The organism is Celeribacter baekdonensis B30, from assembly GCF_000299875.1.
GTDB lineage: Bacteria > Pseudomonadota > Alphaproteobacteria > Rhodobacterales > Rhodobacteraceae > Celeribacter > Celeribacter baekdonensis_A.
This window is the reverse complement of the sequence record NZ_AMRK01000012.1, coordinates 63,327-80,798: the sequence shown is the minus strand read 5'-3', so window position 1 is coordinate 80,798 and position 17,472 is coordinate 63,327. Positions and strand designations below refer to the sequence as shown.

General features: G+C 51.9%; 13 protein-coding genes. 6 read left to right on the top strand and 7 right to left on the bottom strand.

Annotated elements, in window-relative coordinates; translation table 11 throughout:
* The first annotated feature begins 135 nt into the window (after positions 1-135).
* The 3 genes from B30_RS17545 (at position 136) to B30_RS17535 (ending at position 4,110) form a co-directional block, all read left to right on the top strand.
* Complete coding sequence (locus B30_RS17545) at positions 136-1,275, top strand: DUF3047 domain-containing protein (protein WP_198430632.1); 1,140 nt, start codon at positions 136-138, stop codon at positions 1,273-1,275.
* A 739-nt stretch (positions 1,276-2,014) separates the two neighbouring features.
* A complete protein-coding gene (locus B30_RS21540; RefSeq protein ID WP_009573502.1) occupies positions 2,015-2,803 on the top strand; it encodes a helix-turn-helix transcriptional regulator in 789 nt (262 codons plus the stop codon).
* A 311-nt stretch (positions 2,804-3,114) separates the two neighbouring features.
* Complete coding sequence (locus tag B30_RS17535; protein ID WP_081583751.1) at positions 3,115-4,110, top strand: LysR family transcriptional regulator; 996 nt, start codon at positions 3,115-3,117, stop codon at positions 4,108-4,110.
* Positions 4,111-4,386: 276 nt separating this feature from the next.
* On the opposite strand, the gene B30_RS22255 is transcribed toward B30_RS17535, so the two are convergent.
* From B30_RS22255 to B30_RS17505, 6 genes are all read right to left on the bottom strand, one after another.
* Positions 4,387-5,103 carry a hypothetical protein gene (locus B30_RS22255; RefSeq protein WP_152001988.1) on the bottom strand — a complete coding sequence of 239 codons (717 nt, stop codon included), beginning with the start codon at positions 5,101-5,103 and terminating at the stop codon, positions 4,387-4,389.
* 114 nt (positions 5,104-5,217) lie between these two features.
* Positions 5,218-5,610, bottom strand: coding sequence for a hypothetical protein (locus B30_RS17525; RefSeq protein ID WP_009573500.1), 393 nt, complete (start codon positions 5,608-5,610; stop codon positions 5,218-5,220).
* Positions 5,611-6,429: 819 nt separating this feature from the next.
* Positions 6,430-8,295: a tripartite tricarboxylate transporter permease gene (locus B30_RS17520; protein WP_009573499.1), complete on the bottom strand. Its 1,866-nt coding sequence runs from the start codon at positions 8,293-8,295 to the stop codon at positions 6,430-6,432.
* Positions 8,296-8,341: 46 nt separating this feature from the next.
* On the bottom strand, positions 8,342-9,322 hold the full coding sequence (locus B30_RS17515; RefSeq protein WP_009573498.1) for a Bug family tripartite tricarboxylate transporter substrate binding protein: 981 nt from the start codon (positions 9,320-9,322) through the stop codon (positions 8,342-8,344).
* A 31-nt stretch (positions 9,323-9,353) separates the two neighbouring features.
* The gene (locus B30_RS17510; protein WP_009573497.1) at positions 9,354-10,217 is read right to left on the bottom strand and encodes a class I SAM-dependent methyltransferase; all 864 of its coding nucleotides are present in this window, start codon (positions 10,215-10,217) and stop codon (positions 9,354-9,356) included.
* Entirely contained in the window at positions 10,214-11,263 is a 1,050-nt protein-coding gene (locus B30_RS17505) for a hypothetical protein (RefSeq protein WP_009573496.1), read from the bottom strand. The genes B30_RS17510 and B30_RS17505 overlap by 4 nt, the downstream gene beginning before the upstream one ends.
* Before the next feature lie 1,257 nt (positions 11,264-12,520).
* On the opposite strand from B30_RS17505, the gene B30_RS17500 reads away from it, so the two are divergent.
* Positions 12,521-13,018 carry a hypothetical protein gene (locus B30_RS17500; protein ID WP_009573495.1) on the top strand — a complete coding sequence of 166 codons (498 nt, stop codon included), beginning with the start codon at positions 12,521-12,523 and terminating at the stop codon, positions 13,016-13,018.
* Positions 13,019-13,393: 375 nt separating this feature from the next.
* On the opposite strand, the gene B30_RS17495 is transcribed toward B30_RS17500, so the two are convergent.
* Positions 13,394-14,065 (bottom strand): response regulator transcription factor, encoded by a 672-nt coding sequence (locus B30_RS17495; protein WP_009573494.1) that lies wholly within the window; start codon positions 14,063-14,065, stop codon positions 13,394-13,396.
* Between the two features lie 205 nt (positions 14,066-14,270).
* Here B30_RS17495 and B30_RS17490 point away from each other — a divergent pair, with 205 nt between their 5' ends.
* Both B30_RS17490 and B30_RS17485 read left to right on the top strand, forming a co-directional pair.
* The gene (locus B30_RS17490; RefSeq protein WP_051130654.1) at positions 14,271-14,777 is read left to right on the top strand and encodes a hypothetical protein; all 507 of its coding nucleotides are present in this window, start codon (positions 14,271-14,273) and stop codon (positions 14,775-14,777) included.
* Positions 14,774-17,461, top strand: coding sequence for a response regulator (locus B30_RS17485; RefSeq protein WP_009573492.1), 2,688 nt, complete (start codon positions 14,774-14,776; stop codon positions 17,459-17,461). Before B30_RS17490 ends, B30_RS17485 begins: the two co-directional genes overlap by 4 nt.
* Positions 17,462-17,472 lie beyond the last annotated feature (11 nt).

Here is a 17,472-nt window from a genome sequence, read left to right as displayed (position 1 = left end):
CTGATCTTACAGAGTTCTTACACGCGCATGACCCGCCCTCGGTTTCGGGGCGATAGCAGGGACCGACAAACCCCAAAGGAGGAGAGAGAAATGCCTTGTGCTTGTCATGGATTGGACCTTTCGCGCCGAGCCATATTGCGTGGCCTAGGAGCGTCAACTTTTGTCGCGGGCACCGGTGGCCTGAGCGCATCGGCATGGGCGGACCGTTACAGCGACGGCGATTTTGCGCGGCGGATGCTGGCGCTGGTCGAGGCCGCAGGTGGCGAGGCCATTGCCGAGGCCACGCCCTTTGTCCTGACCGGGACGACAGTGCCTTGGGACACCAAACTCATGGATGTGCGCGCCGGACAGGCGGTGACATTCTTGCTGAGTGGGCGATGGTATCTGGCGCGTGATCTTGATCTGTGGCTGGAACCGGGATTTGTCTTTTTCGCGCGCAGCCCAGGGGGCGCGCTGTTCAACCCGATGGAAAATGTCGGCACGATGATTGCCGATCAGGACGGGCCATTGGAAATCGCCCGCTCAGCGGGTGAACTTGCCGATGCCACTGGCGCGCTTGCGATCCCGCTTGAGGCCTATTCCGCCGCCGATGGTCGGGTCGAGGGCATTGCGATTGCATGGAAAACCGATCCGGTTGCGGGGCTGCGACGGCTGATGGCCCAAGGCGATGTGGATGGCACTGTGCAACACGCGCTTCAGCGCGCCGAATTCCCGGATGTGACCCCGGCCAATTGGCACAATCATTTCCATTTTGGAGAAGCGGGGGTGTTCCGTCAGGACGGTGACGAAATGGCCTGCCACACCCACAAGACCGTTTCCATTTTGCAACGCGATGTGAACATGGATCTGGTGGAGGGGCTAAAGCTCGATTGGGATTGGCTGGTGGACGAACTGCCCTCGCGTTTGGCCGAAGATCAGATGACGACCCATGATTACCTGTCTATCGGGGTCGAGTTTGATGATGGTCAGGATTTGACCTATCTGTGGAGCGCGCAACTGCCTGTCGGTCATGTGTTTCGCTGTCCCTTGCCGGGGTGGGATGCGATTGAAACACATCTGGTGCAACGCAGCGGCCTTGCCGATTTGGGCGAATGGCAGAGTGAAAGCCGCGATGTGACGGCGGATTATCATGCCCATATTGGCGGCCCGGCCAAGCGGGCCGTGCGGGTTTGGCTGCTGGGCGTGTCGGTGTTTCAGCGCCAGACCGGCATGTGTCGCTACCGCAATGTCAGCATTGGACGTGAGTCATCGGAAAGCCGCATGTCTCTGGTGTGAGTTTGTCTGCTCATCCGTTTCACTCCATTTGGGTCGTCCAGATCACAAAAGGTGCTCTCCCAAAAGACCTTCACCTTCCGAATGCGGAATTGTCAGGGAATTATGCATGGATTGCATGCGCGTCTAAGGAGCACGCGACTATCCCCGACGCCCCTCCCCGACGTCGAGTACTGTGGTACATCTCGGCATGAATGCACCTTTTGGGCCGATAACGTACAGGGCAGCTCAGACACATTAAAAGGCTTGCGGTATCGAGGCTGGATGGTGCCATGCTCCCAAACTGTTCTGGGGCATGGCACACAATCTTTTCGGTCGGTGGACGAGTAGATGCTGTGGCTGCACCATGCCATATGCTCAGCATCCCAGTAATTTGTGTCGAAAGTTGATCTAGGAACCAATGTTATTTAGCCATTTGGTTAATATGCCTTGCCTCTCCTCAAGCTCTGAACGCGGCCTCATAAATTGCCGATATAAGCCTTTACGATCATTGGGTTGAGTGAAACTTGCAGGTTTTAAAGCACTCAAAGGGCTGAAACGTTGCGCCTAAAGATGCGAATAAATGCCAAAAACAAGTTGTTCTTTTGTGCAGGTGATAGGGTTTTCAATTGCTTGACATAGATTAATGACAGTCAATTTTCTGCTAACTATGGTGTACTAACATGGGTGTCCAGCGATATGCGGCGTTTGGTTTTAGGGGGCGGCCGCCTGTACAGTTGGAGAAATAGTAGGGGAGGTTGAAATGTACGAACCGAATGGAACTGATCAGGACGTCGCGCAAGTCGTTGTGCAGTCAAACATGTGCCAAAAAGATTTATTCACATTCATAGGGTCGCAAAGGTTATTTTCAGAGGTTGTCCTCAGGACAATTGAAACGGAGTTTGAGGAAGTTCGGGCGTCTCGCTTTCCTGATATAGAGACTTGGGATCTGGTCTTTGCACATCCTGTTCAGCCCAAACAGCAAATGACACGCCTTTTGATCGTAGATGAACGTCATGCGGAGAAACTCATGGCGTTTCTGGACCGTCAAGGCCGTCAGACACCAGGGATTAGACTGGCCATTGCAGTGCGCAATGATGTGAGTGCCACAGATGTGGTGGGACGGTGGGGCGAGCGCCTATCAAAATACGCGATAAGTGTTTTGCCTATGAATCTGAATTTGACAGCTTGGGTTCAGTTGATCCGTCTGATTGATTGCGGTGCGCATTACCTGCCTGTTTGCGCGTTGAGGGCAATGCACTCAATCAACGGGGAAAGCGGGGTATCGCAGCACTATATCGAGGAACATCAAAACGACGTTTCACCTGATGGCCTACGCGATGTTGTGTGCGCCCGAGGGGTTGCAAAACTGACTCCGCGGGAACGCGAAGTCCTCAAATTGGTTGCGTCGGGGCACCCCAATAAAATGATCGCCAATGAACTTTCCGTCTCGGCTCATACGATCAAACTACATCTTCACCGCATCATGGGTAAGCTTGGCGTTACGAACCGGACTGAGGCCGCAATCTGTTTTCACAGTCAAAAAGGTTAATGCAACTCATCTGCGCCAGATTGGGCGGGCGCGCCTCGCATGACATTGTCTGTGATCGTCAAGGTTAAATCTAAATAATTTCTACGACAATATCGGTCACATGGCGACCGGAATTGGTCAAAGCACTTAGTCACTGTACGGAAATCCTGAACTGACGCGCGTCCAGGAGAAAAGCTTCATTCGTAGGATGTAAAATGCATCGGGGCAGGATGAGCGAAAAGCGCAAAAGACGATTTATATCGCCGCTTGCCGTGGCCGAGTCGAATACAAACGTCGCCGTTATAAGGTGTCGCTGGAAATCGGGGGGGGGGATGAACTATTCAAACGCAATCACCATACGTCAACTGGAGGTCATGAATGCAATTGCGGTCTCTGGATCAATACGCAAAGCCGCAAAGCTTCTGGGGTTGTCGCAACCGACAGTTTCGGCCCAGCTTGCAAAACTGGAAGACGACCTTGGGACACAGTTGGTGCATCGAGATCGCCAGAGATCAGAGGTTCTGACAGGGGCTGGCGAACTCTGGGCAAGCACTGCCCGCACTGTTTTGTCCGATCTCGAAGAGGGCAGAGGTCGTCATTGTGAACAGTTTGGACAGAAACAATGCAAAATAAGCTTCGCAACCATCCCATCGCACGCCGGGCGCATATGGGGATTGGCTGCGGCCCAAGCACATGCTGATCCGAGGATATCGGAGTTTTCGATAGAACTCGCTGACTCCAGCACCACCCTTCTCGAATATCTCGCGATTCGAAAAGCCAGCATTGGGCTTATGGTGATGACGGAAGGTTTGAGAGAAACAACATCCCTCAAATACGAAACGCTCTATGAAGACCGTATTTTGTGGGCCGTACCGAAAAGTGTGGACCCGAAACTTGCCATCGACATTATCAACTCAAACAGCATCTCTGCGCCCTTGCCGCAAGCCCTAAAGAAACGCGTCGCCGTCAGAGCGCCACATGAATGGTCTGCAAAAAGCAATGCATGGTACAAATCGCGATTGGCATCAGCTGCGCCCTATTTTACCAGTGATCTGCATGTGGGCGCGATCGAAATCGTCGCCGCGAATCTTGGAACGTGTCATCTGTCCATGACGTTACACAGCAATCTGCCAGACCGCCTTCATAAGGATGTGGCCTTCTATGATACAGGCTGCGTTGCACAGAAGATGGTGTTGGCTATGCCGCGCCATCTCATGATGGTGCCAACATTTGCCAGCTATTTCGAACGTCTCGCCGAGGCTGTACGCGACGATTACACGCGGTATTTTCTCGCTCATGCGGTGGATTTCCGTGATGTCGAGACCTGATGTTCGGACGGTCATCCTAAGAGACCCACAAGGGATTTAATCCGTCACACCTGTGGCCTGATATTCGCTATCGGCCAGACATCTGCGCCGTTGCAACGGTGCTGCGCTTCGCAAAAAACAGTGGGAAAGGCGTGTCTGCGGAACATCTTAACGCATCCCACGACCGACCCGAATGAATGTCATGAATGTTTGCGGAAGTATTTTGAACCAAAGCGGGTGCCCTGCCGCGAGTTGGTCGAGGCAGGGCCAGATTTCAAAGTCGCATATGCCGCAAATTCAGTTTATCTGACTGCGGCAGTATGCAGCCACCTGTTCGTTCGTGTAGGGAGCGCCCATTTGTTTTCGGGCGAGAATTTTACCATCCGAGCGTTTTGAACATGACACATAGCGCGAGATCGGTGCCGGGGTCGTGCGTGTTGTCGCCTGCTGATTCATTGTGGAAACCGTCGTGCGCCGTGCTTGAACCGTGGAACGGCGGTCAGACGCGGAACACACACTGCCGGCTGGAATGGTCCCAACCTGTCGGAGTGCAAAACAGGCTTCGGAGTCTCGGCGTGCAATCATAATCAAAGCGGCCTGACCCTGTCCCATCTGGGCCAAGAGGCAGGCTTCGTCGACACGACTTAACCCACCCGCGGCTCCGCCACCGATGAGGGATATTCCGATGCTGTTGGATAAGGCGCAGGGATGACCCGACCCCATTGAGGGGGGTTGCACAGCTGGTGCGGAGCGCACCGTATACGACCCGCTGTAGGCGTTTTGGGTGCTGATCGTGCCCGGTGTACTTTGATCCAGATAAATCTGGGCATTGGAGTTGCCGCTTGTTACGGTTGCTGACGCATTGCTGTCCACCTGCGCTGAACTCGACGAACTTGACGTCGACGAGCTTGTGCTGGACTGGCTGGCTGCAGAGGTTGCCCACAGCACTGACATGGAAATTATGGCGACCTTTGCCAATGTTTCGATGGATGTTTCCTTCTTTGCATAAGACATGAGATTTCTCCTCTCCGAACGCAGAGGGTTTAATATGAGGCCGAAGCGGAACGTTCGGATATCCACTTCGGCCGCCTGAAACCGCAGTGAGCGGTCAGGCTTTGACACCAAGTATCAGAACATGGTGCCAAATCCGCCAAAGGCACCGCTGGAGCTGCCATTGGAGCCCGTGTAGCCGCCAGATGCGTTCGCGCCACCGAACCCGATCGAACCGCTGGTGGACGTGTTGTTCACGGAGCCAACTGCCGTGGTGCTAGAAGCCGAACCCGACCCTGCGCTCCCAAAGCCCAGTCCGGTATAGCCAACCGCTTGACCGGTCGAGGACAGGCCCATCGAGGAACTGTTGGAGGCTGCTGCGATGCCACCGAATGTACCTGCACCAGAGGAGCCCGAAACGGCTGCGCCGCTTTCGGAACCGGACCAAGACCCCGTCCCCAGAACGGTATCGGCCGAAGCGGCCCCTACGGCCAAAGCTGCTGTTGAAGCGAGAATAAGAAAGAGTTTCATTTTTATTTCCTCCTATTGGGTTTCCAAACGAGACCATCAATTACCCCGTTGCTATGAGTGTGCTGATTGCCTCGACATCAATGTATGGGGACCTTGGGAGACACGACAGTTGGACTGATGTCTATCGGAAAAATTAGTAGATATTTTGGTAGCTTACCAAGAAGTATGCCCCCCGATACCCACTGCTTTGGATGTCTGAAGCCTAGCCAATTGGAGGCACAAGATAGCCCGTTAGATTAAATGGAAAGCACATACCAAGGCACATTGGCCGTGATGCCAATTCTGTTGGGACTACTGTGTGCCGGATTGTATGCGTGGACGGCTTGCCTTGGGAAATCTGGTGCAGATCGCGACGAAGGTCCGTTTCCCGTCCGTTGTCTGGTGCTCCGCCCGCGAAATTTCAGGACAGAACCGTTCGCCGAGGCGCTCTCGCTAGTCGACCGGGGCTACCATGTCTGAATCAAAGAACGCGGTCCCACCGATAGAGCCACACTCTGTCGGCACCGCCGCAAAGCAGACAAGCCACACGACTTCAAAGCCTTTTGAAATTTTTATCAACGCTGGCTAAAGCCGTCTCGAGTGTGACGAAATTCATAACGCCGGGGCAAATCTTATTGCCTGAAATCGTGCCGGCAAGCATCCCGTTCGACACATCTGCACTTATATAAATCGTTGCTTGCGTGGCTATGTCTTCTTCCTCTGTCGCAAAATGAAACCTGCCGTAAGGCTATCAATATACTGGCTGATCTTTCATCCGTGGGCCGATGAAAAAGATATGCAACCTAACGATTATTTGTCATTCACGCGCCGCAAGGCCATCTACAAACCATACAAGGAGAACTCTAAACCTCCCACCAAAAGTGCGCAAATCGCACCAATTGCAGAGCTGTGCCACCACGTTTTTTGGCCAGGGCTGCTGAAGATGGTCACAGAAAAGAAGACGGCAGGCGCGGCGCCGATAAAGACGCTTATGGCAACGAACGCCAACAAAAGCAGAAGAATCTTGGCGTCAGCTTGAAGTGCCTTTGGCAATTGCGATACCGGTGCGGTCCCGGAGTAAACGGCGGATTTAGCCAGGGTCAGAGTAACAACAAAAAGACCCCCGGCGGTCACTATAGGAAAGACCGCAGCCTGCATTTTAAAACTGTATGAGCCGACAGCGACAAGAGCGACCAGAGCAAACGAAAGGGCAATGAGAGCCCACTGTAAGGGGCCCCCTTCGGGGCGCGAAGCCTCTCGAAGGTGTTTGTGCGCGTATTTCCTTCGCATAAAGAGAACAGCGATCAAGACGACCACCGCGCAGATGATGCTGGGGCGTAGAAGCCAGTGATAGCCATTCAACTGCGTTGCCAGCATAAAGTTTTTCTCAAGGATTGGGCCAAGCACCAATCCGAGGACAAAAGAAGGCCTAGACCAGCCCTGTTGCCTCATCAGGATGCCAAGGGTCCCAAAGATGACCAGTACAAGCACAACTGGCAATGTCGGTGTTGGCAAAGTAACCGATAACGAAACCGCCATGACCGTAATAGCCACGACAATATTCGCGCGCAGCAGCGCGATGCGGACAAGCAGCGGCGTCAAGGCCAAGCTCATCACTGATCCAATCGTATTTGCCAGTAAAAGCGCAATTACGATTGCTACGACAAGTTCTCTGTGCTGGGCGATCAAAACTGGGCCCGGCTCGATGCCTTGAATAATTAAGGCACTCAGGATCAGTGTCATAGAAGCGCTGCCGGGCAAGCCCAACGCCAAAGTCGGGATCAAGGTCCCCCCCTCCGTGGCATTGGCCGCACTTTCGGGCGCGATCACCCCTCTTATGTTGCCCTGGCCAAAATCCGGACCGTCTCCCCGATGACGGGAGGCAATCCCGTAGACAAGCCAGGAAATCACCGACAGGCCGATCCCTGGGATCATACCTACGATGCAGGCCAGCGCGCTCGACTTCACCACAAGTCCCTTTTCACGCCAAACATCACGCATGCCCAAGATGATGTCCTCTTTCCGAAAGCCAACATCACGTGCCGAGATGCGCCCGCGAACCAGAAGCGGGCCTATCTCCGGCAGAGCAAACATGCTGAGCAATACAATGGAAATGGGCAATCCATCCCACAGATATAACGAGCCGAAGGTCCAGCGCTCCTCCCCGGTGAAACTGTCTAAACCAACAAACGAAAAGGTCACCCCCATGAGGGCAGAAGCAAGCCCTTCTCTTGGTTTCATTCCGTTCAGAATGACCACACAGGAGAGACCCAGCATGGCGACAGCAAAATAATCGGGGATTTTGAGCCAACTTGCCGCTACGGTCATAAACGGGATCGCGGCCAGAAGAACCAACGCACCGAATATTCCTCCGAAAAAAGCTGATGTATAGGCGGCAATGAATGCTCTGCCCGCTTGACCTTGCTTGGCAAGAGCATGACCGTCCAAGGCCGTAGGGCTGGCCCCTGCCGAGCCGGGAACCCCAATAAGAATTGCTGGAATCGTATCGGAGATCGTGACGGCAGCGGCCAGTCCCATCAAAAGGCTGATCGCGCTTTCCGGTCCCATGCCAAAGGTCAGAGGGACGAGGATCGACAGGCCAAACACGCCTCCCAGTCCCGGGATGACCCCAATGAGCAAGCCTGCCGACACTCCTAGCATGAGCATAGTGAAAGCGTCGGCCGTGAGTAAGGTCATGACATCCATCTGGGATCTCTCATCTGGTCAGACCGGGCGGCGCGCGCGAGATACCTCAGTCAAGCATTGCGCCCGCCCGTGCGAGAACCTCTAAGGGTGTTTTCTGAATGCGATCCAGATGATCTTCAAGTTCAGCTCCGGTGATCGGGCTCGGCTGCATGCGCAACTTTTCTGCCTCAGCGAGGAACTCGGGATCCTGCACCATGGCATCAAAGGCCTGTCGATACACGGTTAGAATATCCTCGGGCGTGCCGGGCGGTAGGGCAAAACTATATTGAAACAGCTCATGCGACAAAATAAAATCAACAATTTCAATATCTTCAGGCGCTTCAACGAGATCGCGAAGAAGCGGATAAGGTAGGTCAAGGTTCGGGCGGTAGGAGGCCTGCAAAATCGCTGTCATCGTTCCGGGTTCGAACACCTTTTCAAGATCACGTACCCGCAACGAACAATACCCATCCAATTCGCCGCGAATGATCGCCGCTCGTACTGGTGCCGTACCTGAAAATCCCCTAACGATTTCAAAATCAGCATGCAGCGTGTTTTGGACCAAGCGGGTGATAACATCGGTGGTTCCAGAGGTGGTTGCACCAAGTTGGAAAGTTTGTTCCGCAAAGTCCGAGATGTCCGCAATTCCAAGACTGGACGAGACTGCACAAAGGCGTTCTTGCGTCGTTCCGATCCCACCGATCCAGCTGAGCTGGGAAAAGTCGAGTCCAACCAAGGCTGGATCAAAGGTCGCACCGACAGGAAACCATGAGGATATCGAGCCGATGACGGTACCATCAGCGGGCTCTTTGGCGAGCATCATTTTTGCGAGCCTCAAAGACCCCGCGCCATCAACATTTTCAACGTAGATCGACCCAGCCTCTGGCAGGAAACGACCAAGATGGTTTGCCATCAAGCGAGCATTTACATCATATCCACCACCAACGGCAAAACCGACCTTGATGACAATATCCGCATAGGCGCTTATCGGAGCGAAAATCGCCGCGCCCGCCAAAATTACAGCCCGGCCCGTCTTCTTGTTGATCATGTTATCTCCTTTGGATCTTGTTTGGTTGGATCTACGAGCGAACGGCTGAGATTCTGATGGTTTCGTTGTCAGGCATATGCGAGGGGACTTCCCCTCTTCGGCTGTAAGTATGGGTCCCAAGGATGCGAAATGCGGCCGCCTCCAACAGCGTGATCACTTCGTCTTTTGAACGAAAATACCACATCTTCGAGGTCTCCAGAGCTTCCCTGAAGAGGCCGGCCAACAGCTCTGGCGGAATAAGATCGCGATATGGGGAGATCGATTGCAGGTCCAAAATCCTTTGGACCATCTCATCATGAACGGCCAATGGAAATCGTGGTGCGCCATAGGCGGCCATTGGTTTGATCCGGTTCACGGCGCATAGCAATCCACCCGAACTGAGAGCATCAGCCCAAGCCTGCACCACCACCTGTTTATCTTCGGGAGATGAAAAAGGCAGAAGATTGTGAGCAACAATCACATCTGCTTTCACGTTCAACCCAGCCCGAAGGTCTGCTTTGGCTATGGAAAGATTGACTCCAAGCCGCTTTGCAGTCCGCACATTTGCTTTAAGAGGAGTGTCGCATAGATCAATGACATGCACCGCCAAATCTGACGGTGGCGACGGCAATTTAGAGAGCATTGCCTTTAGAATGCCATCGTCGGCAGCGCCTGAAATAACCAATTTGCGCGCGCCGGCCCCAACGGCGGCTGCGGTCTGATCTGCGATGAACTCTTTGTCACGCAATGTGGTGGGGAGGAGATTGAAAAGCTGTGTAAACGGCCACGATCCGTGAAACCCTTTACAGTCTTGCGCGCACCCATTTAGCGCATCTTGCAGGATGTCCTGCGCTGTTTCCGCCAGAGCCTGCAGAGTCTCGCCTGTAAACAATGCGCGTTCGTCTCTGACACTCATGACTGAAAGATCCTTTCGACGGGCTCTTCGCCGATGTCCGCGCCGGATCGCCAGTTTTTGGGGGTCGCAAAATGTTCCTCCAGAGCACGCACAATCGGATGTTGAAGGCGCGTCGCCCTCGCCTGCGAGCGCTCATCAGCGCCTGTGGCAAAGAAAATAGACATCGCAGCGTTGGCTTCGAAAAGTATCGCCCGCCGATTTTCAAGATCGACACCAATGTCTAGGCCAAAAAAATCCAGTTTCACACGAACTGGCACCTCGCTGAGCATGTTGTGAAAAACAGGATCACTCATCAATTGCTCTGAGATCGAGGCCTCCCACGCTTCATCCGTTGTTTTGCTGGATGCGGTCTGGTTGTGGATGCGCCAGTTTTCCGCACGCTTTACATGTCGCACAAACATGCGCTCGCCGACATAAACAATCCGAGACTTAATGAAGTCCCCAGATGTGTTTGAGTAATCGACGTATTGGGTCATGAAGTGGGACTTACCTTGCCAATGCGTCTTGTAAACTTTTGGCCAGTCGAACGGATTGTCGATTTTGACAAGATCGCGGCCAGTTTGAGATTTAGCCGGACGCACGAGCACCGGGTAATTGAAACCGTTTGCTTCAAAAGCTCTCTGAAAACTGTTGTTCTCATCAGCCATGAAACGCACACATTTAGGAACGACCAGGTTGGGTATCCCTGCCAAACGTTTTGCGCTGAGATCTCGACGTGTCATCGCCACAGCCCGAGGATGATTAAATATAGGGATTTTGTCTCCAAAGGCCCGGTCAAGACCAATGAGTGCATTGCGATATTCGTCTGCGTCCGCACACATGTTTACAATCCAGCTGCCACCTTTGTATTCAACCGGAGTCTGCGGTGGGTAGAGGAAGGGAACAGACTGTTTTTTAATCTTCGGCAGGAGACTTTCTGGAAATCCAAGGCGGTTAGGCCAAATGTAAAGTGGGCGCCCATGTGGCGCGACCTTCACCATAACTTGGCCACTGTCAGGCACCGCATCAAACAAGATACCTTTTCCTTTTTTGATCTTTACGGACATAGTGAAACTCTTGGAACCTCTTGTTGATTTCATGGGCGCAGTTTTCAGGACCGCTCGACTTGCATCACGTTTTCAACGGCCCCCGATCTTGCATGGACATGCCTTTGAGCCGTAGCGTTAGGTGTGGTTCCCGATCAAAGTGCCTGTAATCTCCGCGTATTAGGCGCCCCCCCACGAAGGTCGACTTGGGACCACAGCGAATACTCAATATTTTCGTCCCCTGATTAAAAAAAACCACGCCAAATTGGCGTGGAGAAGGTGTTGAGCTGTGAGGTCGAGCACAGCAAATTTAAACTCGCTGGACACGCTTTCATTCAAATCACTTGGTGCCCTTCAAATCAAATTCTCTTTAGTACATGCCTATCCCCTTTAGAGAAACGCTATGAGGAAATGGAAACTTTTGCGCATACATCAACTCAAAGGCGCATCACATCGTCCAACTTGAATAATGATTTTAACGCTATGCTTGCCCACCCCGGCACTCATCATCGCATTTACGCCGGTCTTTTTCTGTGACCATGCAGCACGTCCAACCAGACTTGGCCCTGAACTATTCTCACCCTTTCAGAAACTTGCGCAGGCACCTGATCAGACGCTCAGGGTGGCGCGGGAGGACCGTTCGGCAGGTCGGACGATCTCTTTACCGACGTCGATCAGGCGCAACCGCAAACCTGCTTCGGCTGGACCAGCGTGCCGAGGTCGTGGAACCCGAATGCAACTTTCGATCCCGCGCCAATCGAAAGACACTTTGGAATCGCGCGCAAACCACCTCATATTTGCTGAGATACCGCCCGTATCACACACGAGACTTCGGGTAGGCGCTGTGCTTATCACCCCCCCGAGACCGCGCAGCAAATACATATCTCGTGTTGCCTGCCCGATCAGAATGCGTCACCGGCAAATGTCCCAATGCTGGCTACACATACTGGTCGGGCAAAACCTTATGGGCTGACCGTTTGTTTGCGATGAGTGAAGTGGTCCCCTCTTTTGAGACAGGTTCGCAATGCCGCCAAAGCAACCTTGTCTTAAACCGACCTGCAAAATTTCCGCGCTTTGCCGCCTGTAATGCCTTCAAAAATTTAGGATGCGGCATAGGCCACTGTCCGATTTTCCAGGCCCCTCTTTAGTGAAGGCGATCATTGGAGTGGCTGAACAACTAAAGAGAATCTCATTCACCTTTCGGGCGCACGCTACAGGGATCAATCCGCTGTAAGTGTGAGGGAACAAAGATTTAAATTCAAATGCAGGTGGCAAATCATGTTCAGTATCTTCGACGGGATGGATGCAAAATGTCTGTTCCTGAGCCAATCGAAAATTCTGGCGCACACCTTGCCAATTATGCTGGTGGAAAACGACGCAACCGTGACCTGTTGCGAAGATTACAGCGAGTTCATGCGGTGTCTCGACGCCATTCCTGGGATCAATTTTGCGTTCATCGACGTCGACAGTTTCGGCGGCATCGCCGCTCAGTATGACAGGATTAGGGAAATGCGGGGGCGGTTCCCGGACGTGGCAACAATTCTGGTATCTTCAGATTTCAGCACAGATGAATTCGGAACGCACAGATTATTTCTCGCAGATGTTTCTCTCCGACTTCCAGTTACCTACTCGTGCCTTGAACTCGCACTGCTGCAAGCGCCCGTGAACAATCGCGTTTGGGTTCAACGCCTCAACTCTGCACTTACACACGCGCCCACGCGATCGGTTGTGCAATCCTTAAAGCGTGGACAACGCGATTTCCGAAGTCACCCGTAAGATTGGTTCGTAACGAAATAGAAGACGTGAAATATGATATTTTTTGGGATTTTGGCTCTAGTTGCATTCATCTTTACATCCATCGTGATGTTACTCATCGGCCTCAATGTTCTATTTTCGCTTTCATTGGGCCTGCTTATCGCAAATTTGGTCGTGATTATCGTTGCTGCTTGTTTCGAGGCATGTGACAGATATAAATAAGAAATTTACGACTTGTCGTAATAAGTTAAGGGCAGTCACTGACCCGTTACTCATCCAGGTGAAAGACATGCCACAGATCTCTGATAAACGCGACCTCCGGGCGATCTCCGTCATGTCCATTGATCGTATGAGCCGATTTGAATAGTCGAAACAATTGATTGTTCTTAGCCCTGCTCACGTTTCAATCGTTATGAGCCCATGTCTTTGCGCAAGGATAGCAGCGTGTGCGCGGTTCTTGGCATCTAGTTTCGTACATATCGACCGCATTTTCATTTTAATTGCGACCTCGCTCGAATTCAGCTCAAACGCAATTTCCTTGTTTGTCTTTCCTTCTGCAACCAGCTTGAGAATGCGCCGATCTTGCTCATCGGGTCCGTCTGTGCCTTTGGTTGCGTTTTTAACACTTCTCGACAGTGACAGTGGGACAAACTCGTTGCCATCGGCGATCAATCTGAGTGTCGCGGCGAAGCTGCGGAAAGGTTGCCCTTTGGAGATAAATCCCTTTGCCCCGATCTCAATGGCCTGCCAGACGAAGTCATCGTCAGCCGTTCCAGAAAAAATGACAACTGATCCCTCATGGGTTGCATCTACGACCTGCTTCACAGATCGCAGACCTTCCATTCCCGGCATGGAGATATCAAGCATCACAACATCAAAAGACTTTGGGTGCGCGCGCAGAACGTCGAGGGTGCTTTGCAATGAGACGCTCGTTTCAACGGAAAAATCTCCCTCTTCAACCAGAATAATCTTCAAAGCCTCTGAGATCAGCTTATGATCGTCGGCAATAAGGACGGAAACCATGCGCTGTTGCATCTCTGTGTTCGACTGCCTTTGAGGTTTGTGCATAGGATTTTCTCTATATGATATACAATTTTTTACTATTTGTATGAATTTTAGCGCCGCCGCCATATGCAGAAACTATTAAGAGCAAATAAATCCTTGGTGGAATAACGTGGAAACTAAAGATGATGCTATTTTACTTTTGCGCATTGTATAAAAAACTTTTTTGGTGAAAATCTCCCTAAAAGCGTTTTATCTCAAGGAAATGACTATGTTCCCACACGGCTTTACTCTTAAAGCTGCCCAAATGATTGCTTTCGCGGGTTGTTTCGCGCTATCGCCGCAAATGGTCTGTGCTCAGGATGTGCTTCTGACAATTTCTATAGAAGGGACAGATGAACGTTTCGAGATTACGGATGACATGCTTCTGCAGTTGGAACAGCAATCCTTCCAAACATCTTCGCTTTGGACAGAAGGGAGTCCAAGTTATAGTGGCCCTTCTCTTACCAGCGTCCTTTCCATGGTGGGAATCCACGAACAAAATTCAATGACGTTTGTTGGAGCCAATGACTACAAGGTTGATATTAGCCCGGCTTTGATTGATGACACCTATCCAATCATTGCCAACAGGATCGATGGGATGCCGTTTTCTCTCCGGGAGAAAGGCCCTCTGTGGATCATGTATCCCTTCGACAAACGCAAAGAATACCAAACAGAACCTGTGTATGGAGCCGCCGTCTGGCAACTCGTTGAAATTAGGGTTTTAACGTCAGAATGAAACGCCACATTCCGAAATTTCTGAACGTGTCTCCGCATTGGCGCCTGACACGACGGAAAATGTACGTTTCAGTAACGATTTTCAGCTTCGTCCTGCTGATCCTCTTGACCATATCCGTTGACTTGTCCCGCAAAGTTAATTCCTTTTCTTTTGCACGCTCTGACAGCGAAACCTGGAACTTCGTTCAGGTCGAAGTGGAACTGCATCGCCTTCAGCTAGCCCTTGCTCAAGCCTTAATGGAAACGCAAGACGGGTCTCAGATATCCGACGAGACCCATCTCGAAATTGAGACGCGTTTCGACATCTTTTATGCGCGCGTGGACACAGTTGCACAAAGGTTGCGAACATTTCCCGTCGAACAAGATGCCCGTGACGCCCTATCGGAATTGACCACACTGCGTGACAGGGCTGCAATTGAAATAGATGCAGGGCGTTTGAAAACGGTCGATGATGTGCGAGCAATCTTCGATTTAATCGAATATGCCGCAACGCTTAGCCGGATCTTTGCGTTGTCGGCTCTGCAGTCGGCAATCGACTCTCAAGAAGAGAGACGCAGCGTCCTGCATTCATCTTTGAACAACTATCTCTTTTATTCTCTTGTTCTAATCGGTCTACTTCTCCTGAGCTTCATATCCGTGGTGTTTCTTTTGAGGCGGATCGCAACCACCAATCTCACTCAAAAAAAATTGTCATCCTATCTCGCAAAACTACTTGAGGTCTCTCACGATGCAATCATCGTAATGGACTGTGATTTTAAAGTCATAGAGTTCAATGCTGCTGCCGAAGCCATGTTTGGATGTCAACGCAAAGAGGCCTATGGACAATCCGTTTTAAAGCACCTGACACCCAAAAAAAGCTGGGCACCTTTCGAAAAACAACTCCGCATCATGTTTGCCCGCAAAGAAAGCGGCAACAACGCCTTACATCGTTCAAATGTAAGGGCCCGTCGCTTCAATGGAGAAACATTTCCCGCATCTCTTAGCATCGTAAGAGAGACGGGAATGGACGGGCAACCGGTCTTAATCGGCTTCGTGCGTGACACTTCTCAAGAATGGAATGCACGCCTAAAAGCACGCACAGCGTTGGCCCGCGCACGCAGTGATGCGTCTGCAAAGAGCCGTTTTCTCGCGACGATGAGTCACGAAATGCGGACGCCTCTGCATGGCGTTGTCGCGGCTCTTGATCTCGCAGAAACCGAGACGGAAGCCGTAAAACGTCGCGAATATATTCAGATATCACGCGATGCCGCGGCAACAGCTCTTGAGCAAATTGACGATGTTCTCGACATTGCGCGGCACGATGCCATGTCATCTCAGCTCACCCCGCAGCCTTATAACCCTCGCAACACAGTACAGCAGATATGTGAGCAGCTCGAGGCATTGGCCAAATCAAAGGGCAACGCCCTGACACTCAACTGGCGGGGTCCGGATGAAAACATCGGATACCGGCGCGCGTTTTCAAATGCGATCTACAACCTCATTTCCAATGCCATCAAGTTTACAAATGCTGGCTCGATCACTGTGCTCGGCACAAACTCGTTGGTAAATAGTGCATGGGAAACACGTATCGAGGTGATTGATACGGGCATTGGCATAAGCCAGGCAGATCAAGCGCGCATCTTCGAAGATTTCTATTCTCTATCCGACGAAGTTGCACCGGTTTTGCCCGGCACCGGTCTAGGCCTCGGAATTGTCCAGAGATCCGTGGAATTCATGGGCGGGACAATCACATTGGAAAGTACTCTGGGAAGTGGCAGTCGGTTTTGTTTCACGATCCCCTCTTTTGTACACGATGAGCAGAATGACGCGATCCGGGTGCCCTCTTCCGCGCAACAGGAACAATCCGAAGACGACATGCCCGCGAATATCCCATTGGGGAAAATGTCTGGGCGCACCGATCAGACGCCAAATAGCACGCCAGCCCCAGACACAACCGCAGGCGAGGATGTGAAACATACCGGCGCACCAAAAGGACATGTCTTGTTGGTCGAAGATCACCCCACCAATAGAACATTGCTCAAGGCAATGGCCGAACAAATCGGCTATGATGTGGACACCGCCATTGATGGGTTTGAAGCGGTTCAAAAGGCTTGTGAGACAGCCTACGATCTTATCTTGACCGATCTGAATATGCCGAACATGTCAGGCTTAGATGCCTCATCCATCATACGACTGGGGTCAAGATCCTCGAAAGCCTGCATTATTGCCGTGACGGCGCAGGCGAGCATGAAGATGGAAGAGACACTTGAGCTGTTTGAAAGCGGCATCGATTCTATTCTCCACAAGCCGTTCACCATGCATCAGCTTCGGTCGCACATTGAAAAAGTCATTTCAGAACGCGACGCGATGGACGATGTCGAGCAGCAAGAGGAGTTCGAGTTCGAACGACTTTCCAATCCGCTCCCGAGTTTTGAGGAAAATCCCAATTTGGTCGAACTGACCCATCGCGCCAAAACAGAGGTGGAAACACTTGGAGACATGCTACGGGGCATGCTGCAAAATGACCCGGGGGCAAAAGACCTTGATGAGATTGCGCAATTTTCGCACTTTGTTGCGGGGAGTTTGCTGTTTCTTGGTTACCCGAAACTCGGCCGCCTTTTGGGTGAGATCGAAAAATGCTGCCGCAAAGCAGAAATTGTGCGCCTACAAGGGCTTGCACAATTGCTATTGTCAAAGTGTTTATAACCAATCGGCCT